General features: G+C 65.1%; 20 protein-coding genes. 9 read left to right on the forward strand and 11 right to left on the reverse strand.

Annotated elements, in window-relative coordinates; genetic code table 11:
- The first annotated feature begins 3 nt into the window (after positions 1-3).
- The 6 genes from ACVXZ4_RS14460 to ACVXZ4_RS14485 all read left to right on the forward strand — a co-directional run bounded on the left by ACVXZ4_RS14460 (position 4) and on the right by ACVXZ4_RS14485 (position 6289).
- Positions 4-1179, forward strand: coding sequence for a substrate-binding domain-containing protein (locus ACVXZ4_RS14460; RefSeq protein WP_461795517.1), 1176 nt, complete (start codon positions 4-6; stop codon positions 1177-1179).
- Positions 1180-1260: 81 nt separating this feature from the next.
- Complete coding sequence (locus ACVXZ4_RS14465; protein WP_461795518.1) at positions 1261-2055, forward strand: fumarylacetoacetate hydrolase family protein; 795 nt, start codon at positions 1261-1263, stop codon at positions 2053-2055.
- Positions 2039-3040 carry a sugar phosphate isomerase/epimerase family protein gene (locus ACVXZ4_RS14470; protein WP_461795519.1) on the forward strand — a complete coding sequence of 334 codons (1002 nt, stop codon included), beginning with the start codon at positions 2039-2041 and terminating at the stop codon, positions 3038-3040. Before ACVXZ4_RS14465 ends, ACVXZ4_RS14470 begins: the two co-directional genes overlap by 17 nt.
- Positions 3037-4764 carry a dihydroxyacetone kinase family protein gene (locus ACVXZ4_RS14475; protein ID WP_461795520.1) on the forward strand — a complete coding sequence of 576 codons (1728 nt, stop codon included), beginning with the start codon at positions 3037-3039 and terminating at the stop codon, positions 4762-4764. Before ACVXZ4_RS14470 ends, ACVXZ4_RS14475 begins: the two co-directional genes overlap by 4 nt.
- Positions 4761-5252 carry a ribose-5-phosphate isomerase gene (locus ACVXZ4_RS14480; RefSeq protein WP_461795521.1) on the forward strand — a complete coding sequence of 164 codons (492 nt, stop codon included), beginning with the start codon at positions 4761-4763 and terminating at the stop codon, positions 5250-5252. The genes ACVXZ4_RS14475 and ACVXZ4_RS14480 overlap by 4 nt, the downstream gene beginning before the upstream one ends.
- Positions 5249-6289, forward strand: coding sequence for a 2-hydroxyacid dehydrogenase (locus ACVXZ4_RS14485; protein ID WP_461795522.1), 1041 nt, complete (start codon positions 5249-5251; stop codon positions 6287-6289). Before ACVXZ4_RS14480 ends, ACVXZ4_RS14485 begins: the two co-directional genes overlap by 4 nt.
- 87 nt (positions 6290-6376) lie before the next feature.
- Here the strand turns inward: ACVXZ4_RS14485 and ACVXZ4_RS14490 are convergent, their stop codons facing one another.
- Genes ACVXZ4_RS14490 through ACVXZ4_RS14505 form a run of 4 tightly spaced genes read right to left on the reverse strand, consistent with a single transcriptional unit; the run spans position 6377 to position 10159 of the window.
- A complete protein-coding gene (locus ACVXZ4_RS14490; protein ID WP_461797993.1) occupies positions 6377-7423 on the reverse strand; it encodes an L-idonate 5-dehydrogenase in 1047 nt (348 codons plus the stop codon).
- Between the two features lie 47 nt (positions 7424-7470).
- A complete protein-coding gene (locus ACVXZ4_RS14495) occupies positions 7471-8238 on the reverse strand; it encodes an SDR family oxidoreductase (RefSeq protein WP_461795523.1) in 768 nt (255 codons plus the stop codon).
- Complete coding sequence (locus ACVXZ4_RS14500) at positions 8235-9068, reverse strand: IclR family transcriptional regulator (RefSeq protein ID WP_461795524.1); 834 nt, start codon at positions 9066-9068, stop codon at positions 8235-8237. The genes ACVXZ4_RS14495 and ACVXZ4_RS14500 overlap by 4 nt, the downstream gene beginning before the upstream one ends.
- A gap of 35 nt (positions 9069-9103) precedes the next feature.
- Positions 9104-10159 (reverse strand): D-2-hydroxyacid dehydrogenase, encoded by a 1056-nt coding sequence (locus tag ACVXZ4_RS14505; RefSeq protein ID WP_461795525.1) that lies wholly within the window; start codon positions 10157-10159, stop codon positions 9104-9106.
- Positions 10160-10264: 105 nt separating this feature from the next.
- Here ACVXZ4_RS14505 and ACVXZ4_RS14510 point away from each other — a divergent pair, with 105 nt between their 5' ends.
- Both ACVXZ4_RS14510 and gndA read left to right on the forward strand, forming a co-directional pair.
- On the forward strand, positions 10265-11179 hold the full coding sequence (locus tag ACVXZ4_RS14510) for an NAD(P)-dependent oxidoreductase (protein ID WP_461795526.1): 915 nt from the start codon (positions 10265-10267) through the stop codon (positions 11177-11179).
- A 94-nt stretch (positions 11180-11273) separates the two neighbouring features.
- The gene (gene gndA, locus ACVXZ4_RS14515) at positions 11274-12677 is read left to right on the forward strand and encodes an NADP-dependent phosphogluconate dehydrogenase (RefSeq protein WP_461797994.1); all 1404 of its coding nucleotides are present in this window, start codon (positions 11274-11276) and stop codon (positions 12675-12677) included.
- Positions 12678-12812: 135 nt separating this feature from the next.
- Here the strand turns inward: gndA and ACVXZ4_RS14520 are convergent, their stop codons facing one another.
- The 4 genes from ACVXZ4_RS14520 to ACVXZ4_RS14535 all read right to left on the reverse strand — a co-directional run bounded on the left by ACVXZ4_RS14520 (position 12813) and on the right by ACVXZ4_RS14535 (position 17317).
- Entirely contained in the window at positions 12813-14045 is a 1233-nt protein-coding gene (locus ACVXZ4_RS14520) for an alpha-L-fucosidase (RefSeq protein WP_461797995.1), read from the reverse strand.
- Between the two features lie 81 nt (positions 14046-14126).
- A complete protein-coding gene (locus tag ACVXZ4_RS14525) occupies positions 14127-15035 on the reverse strand; it encodes a carbohydrate ABC transporter permease (protein ID WP_461795527.1) in 909 nt (302 codons plus the stop codon).
- On the reverse strand, positions 15028-15984 hold the full coding sequence (locus ACVXZ4_RS14530; protein WP_461795528.1) for a carbohydrate ABC transporter permease: 957 nt from the start codon (positions 15982-15984) through the stop codon (positions 15028-15030). The genes ACVXZ4_RS14525 and ACVXZ4_RS14530 overlap by 8 nt, the downstream gene beginning before the upstream one ends.
- Positions 15985-16084: 100 nt before the next feature.
- On the reverse strand, positions 16085-17317 hold the full coding sequence (locus ACVXZ4_RS14535; protein ID WP_461795529.1) for an ABC transporter substrate-binding protein: 1233 nt from the start codon (positions 17315-17317) through the stop codon (positions 16085-16087).
- Positions 17318-17547: 230 nt separating this feature from the next.
- Between ACVXZ4_RS14535 and ACVXZ4_RS14540 the strand changes: the two genes are divergently transcribed.
- Positions 17548-17919, forward strand: a complete 372-nt coding sequence (locus ACVXZ4_RS14540) for a hypothetical protein (RefSeq protein WP_461795530.1) — start codon at positions 17548-17550, stop codon at positions 17917-17919.
- A gap of 9 nt (positions 17920-17928) precedes the next feature.
- Here the strand turns inward: ACVXZ4_RS14540 and ACVXZ4_RS14545 are convergent, their stop codons facing one another.
- From ACVXZ4_RS14545 to ACVXZ4_RS14555, 3 genes are all read right to left on the reverse strand, one after another.
- The gene (locus tag ACVXZ4_RS14545) at positions 17929-18351 is read right to left on the reverse strand and encodes an ACT domain-containing protein (RefSeq protein WP_461795531.1); all 423 of its coding nucleotides are present in this window, start codon (positions 18349-18351) and stop codon (positions 17929-17931) included.
- 46 nt (positions 18352-18397) lie between these two features.
- Positions 18398-20113, reverse strand: a complete 1716-nt coding sequence (locus ACVXZ4_RS14550) for a long-chain-fatty-acid--CoA ligase (RefSeq protein ID WP_461795532.1) — start codon at positions 20111-20113, stop codon at positions 18398-18400.
- An 82-nt stretch (positions 20114-20195) separates the two neighbouring features.
- On the reverse strand, positions 20196-21173 hold the full coding sequence (locus tag ACVXZ4_RS14555; protein WP_461795533.1) for a ribose-phosphate diphosphokinase: 978 nt from the start codon (positions 21171-21173) through the stop codon (positions 20196-20198).
- Positions 21174-21207 lie beyond the last annotated feature (34 nt).

The raw sequence follows: 21207 nt of genomic DNA on the forward strand, positions 1-21207 counted from the left end.
CACATGAAGGTCAAGACCACAATCGGCAGGATCGCCTTCGCGTCCCTCGCCGTCGCAACCGTCGTCGGGCTCTCCGCCTGTTCGAGCGGCAGCGTCTCTGGCGCCAAACCCGGCGCCGCGACAACCAAGGCCGCAGAGGACTTCTCCTCGATCATCCCCTCGGGTGACATCGTCGCCTTCTCCAAGGAACTCGTCGCGAGCAGCCTCGATGCCTCGAAGGGCTTCACGCCGTCGACGGACGGACCTCCTGCGCAGAAGCCAGGCGCGAAGATCGCCTACGTGGGGAGCGACCTGACCAATGGCGGGGTCAACGCCGTGGCCACCGGTCTCCAAGAAGCAGCCAAGGTCATGGGCTGGACGGTGAATGTCTATGACGGCAAGGCATCCGCGCAGGGCCGCACCGCCGCCATGAGTCAGGCAATCGCCGCGAAATCGGATGCCATCATCATCGGAGGGTCGGACCCGACGGAGTCAGCGTCCTCGATCAAGGAGGCGACAGCCGCCGGCATCCCCGTGCTCGGCTGGCACGCCGGAGCCGACACCGGCCCGGGCAATGGACTCTTCACCAACGTGAGCACCGATCCCCTCACCGTCTCCCAGCTCGCCGCGGCATACGCGGTGGCGGACTCGGACGGAAAGGCTGGAGTCGCAATCTTCACCGACGGGCAGTACGCGATCGCCGTCAAGAAGGCCGACGCCATGAAGGCCTACATCGAGGCCTGCAAGACCTGCGCTGTGCTGAGCTACAACGACTCACCCATCGCGGACGCCAACTCGCGGATGCCCGGACTCATCTCCAACCTGCTGCAGAAGGAGGGTGACAAGCTCACCTACTTGCTTGCCATTAACGGCAACTACTTCGGTGGTGCCCAGCAGGCTCTCCGTGCCGCTGGAAAAGACCCGGCCGGTGCACCGAAGTCGGTCGCTGCCGGAGACGGTGACCCGGCTGAGTTCCAGCGCATCCGCAGTGTCGACTACCAGGCAGCGACAGTCGCAGAGCCACTCATCCTCGAAGCATGGCAACTGATCGATGAGACGAATCGCGCCTTCGCCAAGAAGTCACCGTCGACCTTCGTCCCCTCGCCCGGTCTCATCACGGTGAAGAACGTTCCGAGCGGCGATGTCTTCGACCCGGCGAGCGGATACCGCGACGTGTTCAAGAAGGTCTGGGGCAAGTAGCCCGGAAGGGTGGTGGGCGCGGGCTTCTCGCGTCCGCCACCCCCTCTTCATCGATCACTTTTCAACGGACAGGACCTCGATATGCGCGTTGCGCGAATAGCCACCACTGGCGGGCCGCGGTTCGTCGAGTTCGACGCCGGCGCAGGATGGCGAGTGCTCGAGGGCTCGATCGAGGATGGCTTCACCCCGACCGACAGCATCGCCCCGGCCGACGTCGCCCTTCTCGCGCCCTGTCAGCCTCTCGTTGTTCTCGGGATGGCGCACAACTCGCTGCCGACCGACCTGCCACCACAGGCGTTCCTCAAATCGGCACGCACCGTGGTCGGCCCACTGGATCCGATCGTGCTCGACTCCCGTCAGGGCGACACCCATGTCGAGACGGAACTCGCCATTGTCATCGGCCGCCACTGCCGCAATCTCTCCCCGGGGAATGCGCTTGACGCCGTCTTCGGCTTCACCATCGGAAACGATGTGACCGCGATCGCACAAATCCCTCATGACGATCTGCTCACCCAGGTGAAGCAGGGCGACGGATACACGCCCCTCGGTCCGTGGATCGAGACGGAGCTCGACGGTTTCGACGACCTCGAGATGCGCGTGTCCGTCGACGGTGTCGCTGTCGCGAGCGGGCGCACCTCATCCCTCGCGGTGCTTGTGAGGGAGCAGCTCGTCTACGTGACCCGTTATCTCTCCCTCGGTCCGGGAGACGTCATTCTCGGCGGATGCCCGGGTTCATTCGCTCTCGTGCGCGCCGGACAACGGGTAGCACTCGAGATCGACGGGCTAGGTGTACTCGAGAACCCCGTGGTGGAGCTCGAGCTTCCCCACTCTTCTCCCGATCTCCCAGAAGGAATTCTCCGTGCCTTTCACCGCTGAAACCTGGCCAATCGCAGTCGCACTGCTTCAATTCCCTGCGGTCGCCAGGGATGGATCCCTCGCCCAGGACGCTGCGCCCGAGGTGTGGGATAAATCGTTCCGGCAGGTCTCGCGTGCCGGGTTCACCCAGGTCGACCTCACCGACGTGTGGGTGCGTATCGGGGACCTCTCCCCCGCAAGGGTTCTCGAGTTCGGTGCCGCGGCACACGCCAACGGTCTCGCTACACCAGCAGTGTCTCTCATCCGCCGCAGCGTGATCCATTCGAGCAACGGGGACGACAACCTCGCCTATAGCCACCGGGCCATCGACGCTGCAGCGGCGCTCGGGGCAGAAGTAGTTTCGGTGGGCTTGCACCAGGAACTCACGCCCGAACAGCGTGAACAGCTCTGGTTCTGGACCGCGCCTGGTCACTTCGATCCCGTCGGCGACTCAGCGGTGTGGAAGCAGGCCGTGTCACGGATGCGCGAACTCGGTGCCCATGCTGCCGAGGTGGGGCTGCTTCTCTCCCTGGAGATGTACGAAGACACGTATCTCGGCACTGCAGACTCCGCGGTGCGGCTCATCGAGGAGATCGACCTCCCCTCGGTCGGGCTCAACCCAGACACGGGCAATCTTCTGCGCCTCCACCGCCCCATAGACGACTGGCGCGAACTGCTCGAACGCACGCTGCCCTACGCCAATTATTGGCACATGAAGAACTATCAGCGCGATGAGGACCGCAAGAGCTCCCGGTACGTCGCCATCCCGTCCACGCTGGAGAGCGGCGTCATCAGCTATCGCGAGGCCATCGAAATTGCGGTCTCGGTCGGATTCCAAGGTGTGCTGTGTTGCGAGCACTACGGCGGCGATGGGTTGAGCGTCAGCGCCACGAACCAGCGTTATCTGCGCAGCATCCTTCCGGAGGCCGATGACTACCCGCTCGGTACCAGCCAGCGGCTCCAGCACGCACCCGACCTCGCCTCTACGAGTAGAGAGCTGTCATGACCCGTATCTTCGATGATCCCGCAGAATTCGCGGACGACGCACTCGACGGATTCGTCGCGGCAAACGAACGCTACGTCGCCCGAGTGCCGGGAGGGGTCGTGCGATCGACTGCAACACCGGAGGGCCAGGTCGCGCTCGTGGTCGGCGGCGGATCCGGACACTATCCGGCCTTCGCCGGGGTCGTCGGCGCGGGTCTCGCCGCCGGTGCCGTCTGCGGCAACATCTTCACCTCCCCGTCCGCAGCCCAGGCCTACTCTGTTGCACGTTCTGCCAACCGAGGCGGTGGGGTCATTTTCAGCTTCGGCAACTACGCCGGCGACGTGCTCCACTTCGGCGAGGCTGAGCAGCGCCTTCTCTCCGAGGGAATCGACGCCCGCATCGTGCTCTGCACGGACGACATCGCAAGCGCACCGATCAGCGAGCGATCCAAGCGACGCGGAATAGCCGGCGATTTCGTCGTCTTCAAGATCGCGGGTGCGGCCGCCGAACGCGGTCTCGGAATCGATGACGTCGAACGCGTCGCCCGCTCCGCGAACGAACGCACTCGCAGCCTCGGGGTTGCGTTTGCAGGATGCACGCTGCCCGGTGAATCCGGCCCGCTGTTCACCGTGCCGGAGGGGCAGATGTCCATCGGCCTCGGCATCCACGGCGAGCCGGGCATCAGCGAACAACCGATTCCTTCAGCACATGAACTCGCCTCGATTCTCGTCACGAGATTGCTTGAGGACGTGCCCGAGGATCGCGGTTCTCGAGTGGCTCTGGTGCTGAACGGCCTCGGCACGGTGAAATACGAGGAACTGTTCGTGCTCTACGGTCACATCGCTCGACTCTTGACCGAGCAAAACATCGCCATTGTCGAGCCAGAATGTGGCGAGCTGGTGACGAGCCTCGATATGGCCGGGCTTTCGCTCACGCTGTTCTGGCTGGACGATGAACTCGAGTCACTCTGGACGGATGCTGCGGACACCCCCGCCTACCGAAAGGGCACTCTGGCATCCGGAGACCGGATTGAGGTCGAGATCTTCTCCGAGACGGAGATCACGCACCTAGATTCGGGCGAAGAATCACAACGAGTTGCCCGCCTCACCGCCGAACTCATCACTATTGCATTCGCTACGGTGATGGACAACGCGGACGAACTCGGTCGAATCGACGCGATTGCCGGTGACGGGGATCACGGCACCGGTATGGTTCGAGGCCTCAGGGCGGCAAACGAGTCGGCTGCCGCCTCCGTCATCGCCGAAGCCGGTGTCACCGAGCTACTGACCGCGGCGGGCCATTCTTGGTCGGACAAAGCCGGGGGGACCTCGGGAGCGCTCTGGGGTGCCGCCCTTGTCGCCGCAGGCACCCGACTCGGTGACCGCGCGACGTACACCGCTGCGGATGCGGCCGAGGCGGCATCGAGCGCCGTCGAAGCGATCATGACACTGGGCAAGGCTCGCCGCGGAGACAAGACCATGGTCGATTCGATGCTGCCCTTCGTGGAGACACTGACCCAGGCGGTCGCGAACGGGACAGCACTGCCGCCTTCCCTGAGGTCGGCTGCCATCGTTGCGACGGAAGCGGCCGCCGCAACTTCGGCGTTGCGACCACAGCTCGGCCGCGCTCGACCGCTTGCCGAAAAGAGCCTCGGGCATCCGGATGCGGGCGCGACATCGTTCGCACTGATCGTCTCCCGCATCGCCGAGGCCGCCTCCGCACTATCGAGAGAAGAGTCCCGGTGACCGTGCCGCTCCGCATTGCACTCGGCGCCGATTCCGCCGGACTCGTTTACAAGGACCGGTTGAAGGCGATCCTCGAAGCGGATGGCCGAGTCGCCTCGGTCGAGGACGTCGGTATGCACAGCACTGACGGCAGCGACACCGACTACCCCCACGTGGCTGTCTCCGCCGCCCGCCTGGTCGCAGCGGGAGAGGTGGACCGCGCGCTGCTGATCTGCGGCACGGGACTCGGCATGGCCATCTCCGCGAACAAGGTGCGGGGGGTGCGTGCCGTGACCGCCCACGACAGCTATTCGGTAGAGCGCGCGGTTCTGAGCAACGACGCCCAGGTACTCGCTCTCGGTGAACGGGTCATCGGATTCGAGCTTGCTCGTCGTCTCGTATCCGAGTGGCTCGACTATCGATTCGATCCATCGTCGGCATCCGCCCCCAAGGTGGCCGCAATCGATGGTTACGACTCCGGGTCAGCGATCGCCGAGCCCCTCGCGTGAGTCACGCGCCCTTCCGGGTCGCGATCACCGCGGACGCCGCCTCACCGGACGGCTCGACGAGCTTCGGCGACATCGGGCTTGACCGCCTTGCCTCACACGGCGTCGAGTGGGAGGTGCTCCCCCGTTACGTCGACCCTCTTCCCGCCGACGATCTGCGCGGATACCACGCGGTGCTCTCGCTCGGGCACACCACCTTCGGCGAGGAACTGGTGAAGGATCTCCCCGACCTTCGCCTCATTGCGCGCTTCGGGGCCGGCGTCGACAGCATCGACGTCGACGCCTGCACACGAGCGGGAATCGCGGTGACGAATACCCCCGACGGAGTGCGTCGACCGCTGGCCCTCGCAGCCCTCACCCTTGTGCTCTCCCTGGCACACAATCTCCCCGCGAAGGATCGGCTCGTTCGAACCGGCAACTGGGCGGACCGATCGCGGTTCCGGGGTCATGGTGTCGACGGGAAGGTACTGGGAATCATCGGATTCGGGAGCGTCGGGGCCGACCTCGCCGCCTTGGCCCAGGGCCTCGGATTCACTGTGATCGGGAGTAACCGCAGCTCACGGCACCCCGAGGCGAGCCGCCTTGGGGTGGAGCTCTTGGAGGTGGATGCCGTCGTGGCAGCGGCGGACTACCTCGTGCTCACAGCCTCACTCAACGAACAGAGTCGGGGCATGATCGACGGCCGTCGACTCGGCTTGATGAAGCCCACCGCTTTCCTCATCAATGTCGGTCGGGGCGCGCTCGTGGATCACGCCTCCCTCGTCTCTGTGCTTCGTGCTCGGACTATCGCCGGAGCCGGCCTCGATGTCTTCGATCCCGAACCTATCGATCCGAGCGATGAACTCGTCGGGTTCGATTCTGTGATCCTCAGCCCGCACTCGCTGCCGCACACCGAGGAGTTCACGCGGGATGTCGCGCGAAGCGCTCTCGATGCCATAATTGCGATCTCAGAGAAACGAGCACCGCGGTATCTCCTGAATCCCGAGGTGCTCCACTCGGATTCCTGGGCGAGAAAGACGGCAGTCTCACCGGGCGATTAGCGGGCAGATGAGCCCTATGGGGACGACCATTCGGCCGAAAGTCCTCCGTCTCGCCTCAGAAGCTCAGAAGCTCAGAAGCTCAGAAGCTCAGAAGCTCAGAAGCACTTTGCCCGAGACCGCCGCGTCCTTCGCAGTGGCGAATGCCTCGAGGGCGTCCTCCACCGGAAACTCGTGGGTGACAACGGGGGCGACGTATAGCGATCCATCCGCGAGCGCGGCGATCACTTCGTCGATCTCGTCGTTGAATCGGAACGATCCCACGAGCTCCAGTTCCCTGGTGATCGCCAAGGAGATCAGTGCTGGCTGCTCCCCGGAAGGCAACAATCCGACCATGACAACTCTGCCGCCGCGAGTCGTTCCCCGCATGGCGCTTGCGAGACCGCGGAAGCTGCCAGAAGACTCGATGGCGATATCGGCATCGACCGCGGCAATAACGTCTGCGTCGGTCGCCAACAGTGTACGGGTGGCGCCGACTGCAGTCGCAATCTCAAGGGGCGTCTCGAACATGTCAGTGGCGATGATCTCAGCGGCACCAGCCCGTCGGAGCACCGCGATGATCAGCGAGCCGATGGGACCACTTCCCGTGACGAGAACTCGCTTGCCGCGAACCGCGCCCGCTCGCGAGACGGCGTGCCAAGCCACGCTGGCCGGCTCGACGAGGGCCGCATCGCGCAGTGATAGCCCAACTGGCAGCTCACGCAGCATCCGGCTGTCGAGCACCACAGTGCGGGCAAAAGCGCCGCCGGTATGGGGGAACCGCGCGGCGCTCCCCAGGTAGGTGCAGCCCGGCGAGAGATTGGGGCTGTCCTCCGGATATCGACTACCGTCGCCGGGGCCCGGTGTGGCCGGATGCACCGCGACGGTCGCGCCGACCTGCGGTTCAGAACCATCGGAAGCGGCTACCACCACGGTGCCGACTACTTCGTGGCCGAGTACCATCGGTGCCTTGAGTATTGACTCGCCAGCCGCGCCGTGCGTCCAATAGTGCAGATCCGAACCGCAGATGCCGCCGAACGCGACACTGATCACCGCCTGATGGGCTTCGGGTCGAGGAACCGATATCTCCTCTACACGTAGGTCATCCTTGGCATGGGCCACTACGCCCAGTGCGGTTTCGGGGATATCGTCCGTCATTTTCACTGTTCCAATCCAGAGGTGAATGTCGATCGGGTCGCGGTCGGTCAGACCACCGCTGTCATACCGCCGTCGACGTAGATGATTTGCCCATTGACGAAGTCGGAAGCCCCCGACGCGAGGAAAACGAGTGCGCCGACGAGGTCCTCCGTGTCTCCCCACCGCCCGGCCGGCGTGCGCGTTCGTACCCACTGGCTGAAGGTCTCATCTTCGACGAGAGCCTTGGTCAGCTCCGTAGCGAAGTATCCGGGGGCGATCGCATTGGTCTGGATGCCGAGAGGGCCGAGATCGGCGCACATCCCCTTGGTGAGCATCGCGATACCGCCCTTGGTCGCGGCGTAGGCGGCGATACCCGGACGGCCCAGTTGAGACTGCACCGAACCGATATTGATGATCTTGCCCGCTCCGGCCTCCACCATTCCCCGGGCGACCCGCTGGCCGACCAAAAACGCGCTGGTGAGGTTCGCGGCGATGAGTTCGTTCCAATCGGTCACGGCGAACTCGGTAAACGGCGCCCGGCGCTGGATACCCGCGTTGTTCACGAGAATGTGCACCGGCCCGACCGAAGACTCGATCTCCGCGATTCCGAGGTCGACTGCATCGGCATCCGTCACATCGAAACAGACCGTAGAGACCTCTCCCCCAATTTCCCGCAGCAGATTCTCGCGGGCAGCGTCGAGAGTCACCTGGTCTCGCCCATGAAGCACGACCCGGGCGCCCGACCGAACGAGACCGCGCGCGAGGGTCAGCCCGATACCGCGGCTAGAGCCGGTGACGAGCGCGGTGCGGCCAGTCAGATCGAACAGGGTAGTCATACGTGCTCCTCTAGGGCGGTAGCGTCGACGAGGCCGACATCGGTCGGCTTCGCTTCGACGAGGACGGGACGGGACAGCTCTGCTGATGCCTGTCGGAGCGCTTCGAGAACGCTGGCGCGTTCTTCGGCCGTATCGCTCGGATGCACGAGCGACACTCCGATGGAGAATGATGGCTCGTGGGCTCGGGTCGACGGAATGAGAGTGGCGAGCGCAAATACACTCGGATGGACCTCGCCGTCGTCTACCGCGTAGCCATTGCGACGAGTGATTTCGAGTTTCGCCTGAAGGGATGCGAGGTCGGCTGTGGAGCGATTGGTTAGGCTCACGATGTGGCTCGTCTCGCGAAAAAGCGCCTCGATGCGGTCGGGAGGCAACTCTGCCAGTAGGGCGGTACCGACGGCGGTGGCCGAGGCTGGGTACCGGTCGCCGACGCTGGCCGACAGGGGAAACCGCTCACGCCCCTCGTAGACCGCGAGATAGAGCGCGCGCACCCCGTCGAGCATTGCAATCTGCACCAGCTGGCGGTGCAACACCTCCGATTCTTCGCAGATGCGATAGAACTCGCGAATCTGGTCGAATCCCGCGAGGTACGCGCTGCCGAGCTCGACGGTGCGACGACCGAGCAGAAATCCACTCGCGGTGCGACGGATGAGCCCGCCTTCCTCTAGGGACGCACACAGATTTGAGGTGGATGACTTGGCGATCCCGAGCTCACGCGCGATATCGCTCAGCGGTTTGGGTCGCCCCGGTGAAGCAGCAAGCAGATCGAGGATGCGGATCGCCTTTTGCACGGCGGGCGCCAGGGCGCCCTTTTCCTCGGTGTCACTCATTCGCTCTCCGTCGCGCTCGACACGGCATCACGGCCTCAGTAGAACTCGACGGTGTCGACGCGGTTGATCAGAGATTCCCCGTCGAGGAACCGGCGAGCGTTCTCGGCGAAGAGTTCGGCGATCAGTCGATCCTCCGCGACGTTCAGTGCGGCGGTGTGTGGGCTGATCAGCACGCGGGGAGACGACCAGAGCGGGCTATCCTGCGAGAGCGGCTCGCTGGCGACCACGTCGAGGGCGGCGAACCCGATCCGGCCGTCCTCGAGCGCGTCGATGAGCGCATGTTCGTCGATCACTGTGCCGCGCCCCACGCTCACCAGCGTTGTCCCGGGAGTGACGGCGGCAAACACCTCCGCGCCGACCAGCCCCTCGGTGGCGGCAGTTCCCGGCAGTGTGACGACGATCGCGTCGACTCGGCCGACAACCTCCGTCAGGTCTTCCGCGTTCACCAGCTCGTCGACGCCTTCGACCGGATCGGGGTGACGGCTGGTGCCGATCACGACCGCACCTAGCGCCTTCAGCATCACAGCGGTGGCGCGACCGATGGCTCCCAGCCCGACGATCAGCACCGTTTGCTGCGAAACTAGTCCCATCGTCCAACGACCGGGCCATTCTCGGCGGGACTGCTGCTCGAGGAGGCGGGGAAGCGATTTCGCCCCCGCGAGCACGCCGAAGGTCGCGAATTCCGCGAGCGGTCCAGAGTGGACGCCGGCTGTTGTAGTGAATACAACACGTTCCAATTGCTCGTCATCGAGGCCCGCGGCCCGAACCTGAGCGCCACCACCGGCCGGCATCGTCTGAACCCAGCGCAGGCCGGGATTCGCCAAAACGGTTCGGGTGAGCGCAGACGGAGTCTCGTCAGGCACCCCGTAGAGCACCTCCGCTGAGTCGATGAGTCGATCGAACTCGGCCTGCTGTTCCGTGCTGCGCTGAAAGGACGGATCACCGCTGTGATCCCCAGGGTGGCGCATCGGGTGCAGCAGATCCTGGCGGCGGATGAAATCGATGCGGGGCTCGATCGCGATCACGTGTGCGATCAGTTCTTCGCTGATCGGGGTGGCAGCCACGACCCTTAGTCGCTGGTCAGTCGTCACGTCGGTATCCTTTGAGCCGGGGAAATCTGTGTCCTCACGAAGAGGAAGTGAATCAATCTTAGCGGTCTATCCACTCTGGTGAACAGTGTTCTGTATGCTGTTCCCATGTCGAAGGTGCCTGAACATTCCGCTCGAGTCGGACCATCCGTAGGACTGATCGGCCTCGGCAATATGGGGCTCCCTATGGCGCTCAACTACCTGAAGGCGGACATCGGCGGCCTTCTCGTCACCGGGCGATCGCGGGATCGAGCCGAAAGCGCCGTTGGGGCCGGCGCTATCTGGGTCGGGACATCCCGTGAAGTCGCCGACTCGTGCTCCGTCATCGTCATCATGGTGCCCGATCTCCCCCAGGTCGAAGAACTGCTTTTCGGTCACGACTCGATCTCGACCTCCAGCTCGACGCTTACCGTCGTGGTGTGCTCATCGGTGTCCCCCGTCGGCCTCCGACAGACCGCCGAGCGGCTGTCCGCGACGACGGCTGGACGGATGACCGTAGTCGATGCTCCGGTGTCGGGCGGCACCGAAGGTGCCGAATCCGGCACGCTATCCATCATGGTCGGGGGCGATATCGATTCTGTGCAATCGGTGTTTCCCGTGCTTGCCACTTTCGGTACGCCCGTCCATCTCGGACCTCTGGGCTCAGGCGAAATCGCCAAAGCCTGCAACCAGCTCATTGTGGCCGCGACGATTTCGGCGATCAGCGAAGCCAGCGTGATCGCCGAGAGGTCCGGTCTCGACCTCGAGGCCCTACTGTCTCTCCTGCAGGGTGGATACGCGGGAAGCCGTGTGCTCGAAACCAAGAAGCAACGCATCATCGACGGCGACTACACGCCGACGGGCATTGCCCGATACATGGTGAAAGATCTCGGATTCGCCGCCGCGGCGGCATCGGCGACGGACACGGCGACTCCGGTACTCGATGTGTTGCGCTCTTCGTTCGAAGGGCTCGTCTCCGCTGGCCTCGGCGACCTCGATCTCGCCGTCGTGCATCGCTACATCCAGTCGCTACCCCGCGACTGAAAGCTACTGTTGAGCCAACTGTTCATAGTTCGCAAGGAGAGAACCCGTGCCAGAGAATTCAGCCGGAAACATCGGAGTCGTCGGGCTCGCCGTCATGGGCAGCAACCTGGCCCGCAACCTCGCGAGCCGCGAGGGCAATACCGTGGCCGTGTTCAACCGCAGCCATGAGAAGACCGAGACCCTTCTCGCCGACCACCCCGAGGCGAATTTCATCGGCACCACGAGCTACGAAGAGTTCGCTGCATCCCTCACCAAGCCTCGCGCCGCCCTCATCATGGTGCAGGCCGGCAAGGGAACCGATGCCGTCATCGACGAGCTAGTGAAGGTCTTCGAGCCTGGCGACATCATCGTGGACGGCGGCAACGCGCTCTTCACCGACACCATCCGTCGAGAGAAGGCCGTGCGCGAGACCGGCATCAACTTCGTCGGTGCCGGCATCTCCGGTGGCGAAGAGGGCGCGCTCAAGGGGCCGTCGATCATGCCCGGTGGCTCGGATGAGGCGTGGAAAACCCTCGGCCCGATCCTCGAGTCCATCGCTGCGGTCGTCGACGGCGAACCCTGCGTCACCCACGTCGGCCACGACGGAGCCGGACACTTCGTCAAGATGATCCACAACGGCATCGAGTACGCCGACATGCAGCTCATCGGAGAGGCCTACGACCTGATCCGTCGCGGCACCGGCAAGTCCCCCGCCGAGATCGCCGACATCTTCGCCGAGTGGAACACGGGCGAGCTCGAGAGCTACCTCATCGAGATCACCGCCGAGGTGCTGCGCCAGGTGGATGCCGAGACCGGCAAGCCACTCGTCGACGTGATCCTCGACCAGGCGGGGTCGAAAGGCACCGGCGTTTGGACCGTGCAGACCGCCCTCGACCTCGGCATCCCCGTGTCCGGCATCGCGGAGGCGGTGTTCGCCCGCTCCGTCTCGTCGAAGCCGGCCCAGCGTTCCGCCGCCGCCGCGCTGCCCGGGCCGACGGCATCCCCGGTCGAGGACGTCGACGGCTTCATCGAGGGAGTTCGCCAGGCGCTCTACGCCTCGAAGGTGATCGCCTACAGCCAGGGATTCGACGCCATCGTCGCCGGAGCCGAGCAGTACGGCTGGGACATCAAGAAGGGCGAGATCGCCAGGATCTGGCGCGGCGGCTGCATCATCCGAGCCCGCTTCCTCAACCGCATCACCGAGGCCTACGCCGAGGACCCCTCGCTGGTCTCCCTCGTGACCGCGCCCTTCTTCACCGACGTGGTCGCGAAGGCGCAGGACTCCTGGCGCAATGTGGTCGCGGATGCCGCGCACGCCGGCATCCCCGCGCCGGTGTTCGCCTCCTCGCTCGCCTACTACGACAGCCTGCGCGCCGACCGCCTTCCCGCCGCCCTCACGCAGGGACAGCGCGACTTCTTCGGGGCCCATACCTACAAGCGCATCGACAAGGAGGGTACCTTCCACACGCTGTGGAGCGGTGACCGCACCGAGATCGAGTCCGAGGGCAGCTCGCACTAGTCCCCCGCACCATCGGCGGCGCCGCGCCGCTCGTCGCTTCGACATCAGTGGAGACTTTCAACAGCCGAGAATCTGCTGTCGAACGCATCCATCGTCGAAAATCAGCTGTTGAACGCGACAGTCACCCGCCCGCGCCTACCGCAGGAACAGTTCGACGACCGGCACCGCGACGCCCGGTTTCCGCACCGGAAGAGTCAGCGTCAGTGTGCCGGCGGGCTGTCCGCCGACTCCGGTGGTCAGGGCGACCAACTCCGGCGGGATCTCCTTGAGCGGGATCTCCGACGCGTCGTTCAGCAGCTGGGCGTAGGCCACCCTGCCGGCGAGTCCGGGCAGGTGCACGTGCTCGAACGGCCACGCGAACAGGTGGAGGTAGAGCCGTGAACCCCGCTGGGTGTAGCGTGCGTCGGCCGGTGCGACGAACTCCGACGCACCTGCTCCGTAAATGCTGCGCGAGTGCAGCCGCATCCACTCCCCGATCCCATCGAGTGCCTCGATCGCGGCCGAGTCGAACTCGCCGCGCGCGGTCGGCCCGACGTTGAGCAGCAGGTTGCCGTCCTTGGAGACCCCGTCCACGAGCATCCGGATGAGCAGGTCGGTCGACTTGAGGTTGTAGTTGTCGCGGAAGTACCCCCAGCTGCCATTGAGTGTCTGGCAGGCCTCCCACGCGACCGGCTGGCCGTTCAGCTCGAGAGGAGCGGACGGCTGGTACTGCTCTGGCGTGACGAAGTCGCCCGGGATGTCGAGCCGGTCGTTGACGATGATGCCCGGCTGCAGTTCGCGGGTGAGCGCGAGCAAGTCCTCGGATGCCCAGTCGTCGCGACCCTTCGCGCCCCAGACCGGGTTGTGGTTGTCGTTCGCGTAGGAGAAGTCGTAGAACAGGTAGTCGATCTGCCCGTAGCCGGTCAGCAGCTCCCGCACCTGGCCATGGAGATACTCGCGGTAGACCGACATGTCGCGCGTCGCGTTCTGCTCTGCGGCATCCGGGTCATCGCGGCGGGGGTGATGCCCGTCGATGGTGAAGTGCGGGTGGTGCCAGTCGAGCAGCGAGTGGTAGAAGCCCACCTTGAGCCCCTCGGCGCGCAGGGCGTCGACATAGGGGCGCAGCAGGTCGCGTCCGTAGGGAGTGTTGACGGCGGTGTAGTCGGTCAGCTTCGAGTCCCACAGGCAGAAACCGTCGTGATGCTTGGTGGTGAGCACGACGTATTTCATCCCCGCGGCCTTCGCCGCGCGCGCCCACGCAACAGGGTCGTAGAGATCCGGGTCGAAGAACCCGGCGTATCTCTCATAGTCGGCGGTTTCGCGGCGCTCGTAGTTCATCACCCACTCGTGGCGGGCCGGGAGGGCATAGAGCCCCCAGTGGATGAACATCCCGAATCGTGACTCGGTGAACCAGGGGGCATGGGCGATAGACACGGGGTCTCCTTCGTGGATGTGGACGGGAAGTGACAACTAGCGACCGCCGAGGCCGCTCGACAGGGAGATGCCTTTCACCAGGTGTCTCTGCAACAGGATCGCGAGGCCAGCAGTGGGGATCATCGAAATCGTCGACGCCGCCATGATGAGTTGCCACTGCCGCCCTCCCTGGCCGAGGAAGGCGTTGAGCCCGAGCGGCACGGTCGTGTGCGCCGCGTCGTTCACGATGATGAGCGGCCACAGGAAACTGTTCCAGTAGTTGATGAAAGTGAACACCACGAGCACTGCGATCGTGGGACGCACCACCGGGAGGATGATCGCCCAGAGGATGCGGAGATGGGATGCGCCGTCGATCTTGCCCGCCTCCTCGAGCTCCATCGGCACCGTGAGCATCGCCTGCCGAAGCAGGAAGGTACCGAACGCGGTGAACGCCCACGGCACTATGAGGGCTTGGAAGGAGTTGACCCAGCCGAGCTGCGTCATGAACAGGAACATCGGGATCACCACGACCTCCTGCGGCACCATGAGCGTGCCGAGGTAGACGAAGAACAGCCCGTCACGCCCGCGGAAACGCAGTCGTGAGAAGGCGTAGGCGGAGCACACGGAGACGACGACCACCAGGAGCGTGCCGAGGACCGACACGAGGAAGCCGTTGATCATGTAGCTGCCGAACGGGATGTAGCTCCACACGTCGGCGTAGTTCTGCCAGCGCACCTCGCTGCCGATCAGCACCGGAGGCGACGCGAACACCTCGGACCCCGGTTTGAGCGAGGTGGAGATCATCCAGACAAGCGGCATCAGGAACAGGATCACGAACAGGGTCAGCAGGCTCTGCGAGAGGCGGGAATTGCGGATGGCGCGCCGGTTGTGCGCGCGGATCGACCCGCGGATGCCACCGGTGGCTTTCGCCCGCGCAGTGCGGATCACGGTTGCCTGGCTAGTCATAGTGGACCCACTTCTTTTGGGCGAGGAAGACGAGGCCGGTGATGGCCAGGATCATGAGGAAGAGCACGACGCCCACCGCCGAGGCGTAGCCGAGGTTGAGGAACTGGAACCCGGAGCGATACAGGTACATCACCATGGTCGTCGTTGAGCTGTTCGGGCCACCGTTGGTGAGAACAAAGGGCTGCGCGAACACCTGGAACGAGGTGATGAGCGTCATCGTGGCGGCGAAGAAGATCGACGGCGAGATCATCGGCACCTTGATGCTGAAGAAACGGCGCCAGGTGCCAGCCCCGTCGATCGCGGCGGAGTCGAGCAGGCTCTCCGGCACCGCTTGGAGCGCGGAGGAGAAGATCAGGAGGTTGTAGCCGAATCCCTGCCAGAGCGACATCACGACCACGCAGATCATGGCGGTGGAGGTGGAGCCGAGGAAGTTGGGCGCGTGCACTCCGAACAGTGTGAGCGACAGGTTGTCGATGAGCCCGGTCGGGATCAGCAGCATCTGCCACACCACCGCGTTGGCCACCATCGGCGTGACCACGGGGATGAACAGCAGCACCCGGTAGGCGTTCGCCCCGCGGATCCGGGGTGAGATCCACGCCGCGATGGCAAGTGAGAAAGCGAGGTTGAGCGGCACGTAGGCCACCACGAACACCAGGGTGTTGCCGATGGTGGTGAGGAACGCCGGATCCTTCGTGAACAGCTTCACGAAATTGTCGACACCGGCGAAGGTGGGGGTGCCGGCGAGCGGCCACACGGTGAAAGCGACGAGCAGCGACGCGATGATCGGCAGGAGCGTGAAGACGGTGAACCCGCCCATGCTCGGCGCGAGGAATCCCGCCGCGGCCAGCCGGTCATCCCTCCGCTTGCGGCCGGACCGCACCGGTGCCGTCTTCGCGGGCGCGACGAGTCGCGCCGGCCCGGTCGGCCGCACCTCGGTGGTGTTCACCATGACACTCCCTGCAGTCTTCATCGATACTGACCTTCATCCCAACCGGTGACGGAACCAGGGGGCGCGGACGACGGCCGGCCACCTTCATCCCCCGCCTGGCCTACTGGCTGTTGGATTCCTGCACACTCGACAGGAAGGCCTTGGAGTTCGTTTCGCCGTTCACCACCGACACGACCCCCTGGGACCAGCTCAGGCCGACCTGGGTCCAGGTGGGTGTCGACCGGTAGGCGACACCGGACTTCAGCGCGGTCTCCATGGTGCTCTTCGCGCCGTCGACGGCTGAGGAATACCACGTCGACTGCTCGGCGATCCGCGCCGGGAATGCCCGCCCCTCACTGCCGAGATAGCTGAGAGCGTCGGAACCGGTCAGGATCGCGAGCGCCTTGGCGGCCACGCCCGGTGTGCTGCATTTGGTCGTGATGCCAAAGCCCGACCCGCCGACAGCGGTCGCCACCCCTTTGCTCCCGGCCGGGATCGTGACGACGCCTACACCGAACTTGGCCTGGGCCTTCACGTTGATCATGTCCCACGGCCCCGTGACGTACATCGCAGCGTTACCGGCCAAGAACTGAGCGCCATCGGTCGCGTCGGCGGCGAGCGGTGCCGCGACCTTCTCGGTGCTCACTAGTCCCGCGTACCAGTCGAGCGTCTTCTTCACCCCGGGAGATGTCAGGTCGAGCGCGCCGTCCTTTGTAACGGCCTGGACGCCGGCGATCGTCGGTCCCCACACATTCGGCTGATCGATGGTGTTGTTGACGGCGAAGCCGTACTTTCCGCCGGTGGTCAGGGCTTTGGCATCCGCCTCGAACTCGGCGATCTTCCACCCGTTGGCCGGCTCCGTGAGCCCGGCCGCGGCGAACTGGTCCTTGTTGTAGAACAGGATCCAGGGGCCGAGGTCATAGGGGATCGCCTTTTGCTTGCCCCCGGTCTGAAGCGCCTTCATGATCGAGCCATCGAAGTCGGACGGCGTGATCCCCGCGCCGGCGAGCTTGTCGTCGAGCGGCAGCAGGTACTGGGTGAACTGCTGGAGCCTGGCCATCTGCATGCCGGCGATGCACGGGGCATCCGCTCCTGCGAGCTGGGTCGGCAGCTTGGTCCAGTAGTCGTTCCAGGACGCCGTCTGGAGCTTCACCGTGATCGAGGGTTCCTTCGTGTGCACCAGGTCGGCGAGGTGCTGCCAGGCCGCGGTCTCGGCCTCCGACCCGGCCCAGACCGACCAGTTGATGGTGGTCTTGCCAGACGAGTCGGTGCCGGATGATGCGGGGGCGCTGCAGCCGACGAGCGCGAGAATCACGCTGGAGACCACGACCGCGGCAAGGATTTTCGATTTCACGGAGACTCCTCATTGAGAATTTGCAGGGTCGGGTCCCAGTTGAGTTGTGTGTCGAGCTGATCATCGGCGCTCCGCTGTGCGGGAATCCATCCGATGTTTCGCAAGCATGACCCACGTTCGGGGGCCCTGTCAAGCTGATTTGACCAGATTCGGCCTGTTTGCCGACAGATAGGTCTGATCTATACGCCAAACTCTGCAATCCGAGGCGACCGTGACAAGATCGAACCGCGATGAATTACGACGACGAGCCGGAACTGGCCGGCTATGTACCGACAGAGGGCGCACCACGCCTGCGCCGTATGCGGTTGGTGCTCAGGATCGTCGTTGTCGTGGGTATCGCCTGTCTCGTGCTGCCCGGGATGCTGACTACCGTGTCGGTGGCCGCCTCCACCGCCCAAGAGGCCTGCACCGCCTGGGTCGCCTACGAGGCTCCAGAGGCGACCGGGGCATCCGCACGATTCGAGCTGTTCGGCCCCGGCGGACCCGGCTGGCAGTGTTACACGGTGGGCGCGTTCGGTGGCGAGAAGAATGTCGCCTCGCTCGGCCTCATACCGATCTCGCCCAAACTGGCGCCGGTGCCACTGCCCGGCAAGAACGCGTAGTTGTAGTTCCTAGTCGTTGTCGGTCGCTAATGCGCGCAGTACCGTCATCGCCAGGTCGGCCTGGTGACCGGGCACGAGCAGGTGGTCGTGGTGGAATCCGGCGAGCACGTTGCTGCTCACGCCGGCTTCGGCGAGGGCGACGGTGATGGTGGCCGTGAGGCCGACGGTCTCGAGAGAGGAATGGGCGGTGAGGGTGATCCACCGTGCCACGAAGTCGTAGGGCAGGAACTCGGCATCGGCGTCCCGACGGCGGAGCACGACCGTCGTGCCCTCGAGTTCGACGATCGTGGCCATCGCGTTCAGCTGGGCCGCCCGATCCGGCAGCACCGACACGAACACGAACTCTCCCGGATGGAGCCGGGGCTCGAGGGATCGCAGAATGGTGGGCACATGGGTAGTGCCCCACGACGACGCCCTGTGTGATCCGGCCATCACAGCACCCTAACCCGCCGGGGTCGCCAACCGAACCACGACCCGTCTACCGCGGCGTGTCAGCCTGCAACCGGTCCCGCACCTCCCGGCGGATCACTTTGCCGATGAGTGACTTCGGCAGCTCGTCCACAGCGACCACACGCTTAGGCACCTTGTAGGCGGCGAGGCTCGGACGCACGTAGTCCCGCAGCGCCGCCTCGTCGAGCTCGGCGCCTGGAGCGAGCACGACCGCGGCCACCACTTCCTCGCCGCTGTGGTCGCTCGGCAGGCCGATCACCGCGACATCCGCCACCGAAGGATGCGACCGCAGGGCGTCTTCGACCTCGCTCGGCGCCACGTTGAAACCACCGGTGATGATCAGCTCCTTGATGCGGTCGACGATGCTCACGAAGCCGTCGGCATCGAGGGTGACGATGTCGCCGGTTCGGAACCATGGGCCGGCGTCATCGCCGTCCGCGGCCGGCACGAAGACCTCCGCGGTCTCCTCGGGCTTCTTCCAATATCCCGAGAACACCTGCGGCCCGCGCACGATCAGTTCGCCCTCCTCGCCGGCGGCCCGGTCGACGGTCGGGTTCTCCGGATCGACCACCCTGACCTCAGTATTGGGAAGCGGGAGGCCGACAGTGCCGGCACGCCGGGTCGGTCCCACCGGGTTGGCCATCAGCACCGGGCTCGTCTCGGAGAGCCCGTAGCCTTCCACGAGATAGCCGCCGCTGCGCTTCTCCCAGGGTTCCACGACGGATGCCGACAGCGGCATGGCTCCGGAGATGGCGATCTCGATGCCCTTCAGCGACACTCCCGCCTCATCGGCGGCCGCAGTGAGGCGTTCGTAGATGGGAGGAACGGCCGGAAGGAAGGTCGCGGGGTGCTTGCGGACGACCTTGAGCACCAGCTCCGGGTCGAATTTGGGGAAGAGCACCAACCGCGACCCCATGCTCATGGCGAAGGTGAGGCAGAGGGTGAGTCCGTAGGCATGGAACATCGGCAGCACGGCGTAGACGACGGCGGTACCGCGGTGCACCGTCGGCACCCACGCCCGAGCCTGGGCGGCGTTCGTCGCGAGGTTGAGGTGGGTGAGCGTTGCACCCTTCGGGGCGCCGGTGGTGCCGCTCGTGTACTGGATGAGTGCGACGTCCGCCGCGGTCGGGCGGAAGATGTGCCCGTCCACCGTGGGGTGATCGAGGAGCTTGTGCCACGGCACGGTGCCCCGCACGCTGGTGGTGAGGGCGGCGCGGGAGTCCCGGGCCTTCGCGATCGGCAGCCTCAGCAGCGCACGGGTGCCGAACGGCATCGCCCGGGTCACATCGATGGACACTATCGATTCGACCGCGACATCCGCCGGGAATTGCTGCACGGTGTCGACCACGTTGTTCCACACGATCGCGACCTTCGCCCCGTGGTCTTCGAACTGGTGCCTGAGTTCGCGCGGAGTGTAGAGCGGGTTGTGCTCGACGACGATGGCGCCGAGGCGCAGCACCGCATAGAACGCCACGACGTGCTGCGGGCAGTTCGGCAGCACCAGCGCGACGGTGTCGCCCTTCTGCACACCGAGCAGCCGAAGCCCTTCGGCTGCCCGAAGGATCTGCTCCCCCAGCTCGGCGTAGGTGGTGGTCGCACCGAAGAACTCGAGGGCGATGTTGTCACCGAACTCGCTGACCGAGGCCTCGACGAGATCGAACAGCGACCCTGTCGGCAGCTCGATCTGGGGCGGCACACCCTCCGCATAACTGGAGAGCCACGGTCGCGGCGTTGTGATCGTCATGGCGCAAGCCTACGAGGAGCGGCGCACCGGCACGTGCGGCGGCGTCGGGCCGCGAGCACAGCCTGGCGAAGAGGGGGTCGGGTCAGGCGGCGCCGTCGAACATCGAGGTCACCGAGCCGTCGCTGAAGACCTCGTGGATCGCGCTGGCGATCAACGGGGCGATCGGCAGGACCGTGAGAGTGGGGAAGCGCTTCTCTTCGGGGATCGGAAGGGTGTCGGTGACCACCACGGAGTCGATGAAGTCGCTCTGCAGGATCTCGGACGCCGGGCTGGAGAAGACCGCGTGGGTCGCCGCGACGACGACGTTGGTCGCCCCGGCGAGCTTGAGCGCTTCCGCTGCCTTCACGATCGTGCCGCCCGTGTCGATCATGTCGTCCACGATCAGGCAGGTGCGACCGCTGACCTCACCGACGATCTCGTGGACCGTCACCTTGTTGGGCACGAGCGGGTCTCGACGCTTATGGATGATCGCCAGCGGCGCTCCGAGCTTGTCACTCCAGATGTCGGCGACGCGCACGCGCCCCATGTCCGGGGAGACCACGGTGAGCGTCGACGGATCCAGCCGCTCCTTGAAGTACTTGAGCAGCACCGGCATGGCGAAGAGGTGGTCGACCGGACCGTCGAAAAAGCCCTGGATCTGGGCGGCGTGAAGGTCGACGCTCATGATGCGGTCGGCTCCGGCTGCCTTGAACAGGTCGGCGACGAGGCGGGCGGAGATCGGTTCACGCCCGCGGCCCTTCTTGTCTTGGCGCGCATACGGGTAAAACGGCGCGACCACGGTGATCCGCTTGGCGGATGCCCGCTTCAGCGCGTCCACCATGATGAGCTGCTCCATGAGCCACTCATTGATCGGATAGGTGTGGGACTGGATGACGAAGGCGTCGCATCCGCGCACACTCTCGTCGTAGCGCGCATAGATCTCGCCGTTGGCGAAGGTGCGGGCATCGGTGTGCACGAGTTCGGTCTCGAGCTCGGCGGCGACGTCGATCGCGAGCTGAGGATGGGCGCGCCCCGTCACGAGAACCAATCGCTTCTTGCCACTGGCGGTGATCTCGGCCACGTGTCCTGCTCTCTGTTGGATGATGCTGTGTGGC

It is taken from the genome of Lacisediminihabitans sp. FW035, assembly GCF_054880895.1.

Bases quoted from the DNA above. Each gene is read 5' to 3' on its own strand.
- ACVXZ4_RS14530 (WP_461795528.1), bottom strand. From the start codon at position 15,984: ATGGTGAACACCACCGAGGTGCGGCCGACCGGGCCGGCGCGACTCGTC.
- gndA (WP_461797994.1), top strand. From the start codon at position 11,274: ATGGGCAGCAACCTGGCCCGCAACCTCGCGAGCCGCGAGGGCAATACC.
- ACVXZ4_RS14490 (WP_461797993.1), bottom strand. From the start codon at position 7,423: ATGACGGACGATATCCCCGAAACCGCACTGGGCGTAGTGGCCCATGCC.
- ACVXZ4_RS14520 (WP_461797995.1), bottom strand. From the start codon at position 14,045: ATGTTCATCCACTGGGGGCTCTATGCCCTCCCGGCCCGCCACGAGTGG.
- ACVXZ4_RS14475 (WP_461795520.1), top strand. From the start codon at position 3,037: ATGACCCGTATCTTCGATGATCCCGCAGAATTCGCGGACGACGCACTC.
- ACVXZ4_RS14500 (WP_461795524.1), bottom strand. From the start codon at position 9,068: ATGAGTGACACCGAGGAAAAGGGCGCCCTGGCGCCCGCCGTGCAAAAG.
- ACVXZ4_RS14540 (WP_461795530.1), top strand. From the start codon at position 17,548: ATGAATTACGACGACGAGCCGGAACTGGCCGGCTATGTACCGACAGAG.
- ACVXZ4_RS14495 (WP_461795523.1), bottom strand. From the start codon at position 8,238: ATGACTACCCTGTTCGATCTGACTGGCCGCACCGCGCTCGTCACCGGC.
- ACVXZ4_RS14510 (WP_461795526.1), top strand. From the start codon at position 10,265: ATGTCGAAGGTGCCTGAACATTCCGCTCGAGTCGGACCATCCGTAGGA.
- ACVXZ4_RS14525 (WP_461795527.1), bottom strand. From the start codon at position 15,035: ATGACTAGCCAGGCAACCGTGATCCGCACTGCGCGGGCGAAAGCCACC.
- ACVXZ4_RS14545 (WP_461795531.1), bottom strand. From the start codon at position 18,351: ATGGCCGGATCACACAGGGCGTCGTCGTGGGGCACTACCCATGTGCCC.
- ACVXZ4_RS14550 (WP_461795532.1), bottom strand. From the start codon at position 20,113: ATGACGATCACAACGCCGCGACCGTGGCTCTCCAGTTATGCGGAGGGT.
- ACVXZ4_RS14465 (WP_461795518.1), top strand. From the start codon at position 1,261: ATGCGCGTTGCGCGAATAGCCACCACTGGCGGGCCGCGGTTCGTCGAG.
- ACVXZ4_RS14460 (WP_461795517.1), top strand. From the start codon at position 4: ATGAAGGTCAAGACCACAATCGGCAGGATCGCCTTCGCGTCCCTCGCC.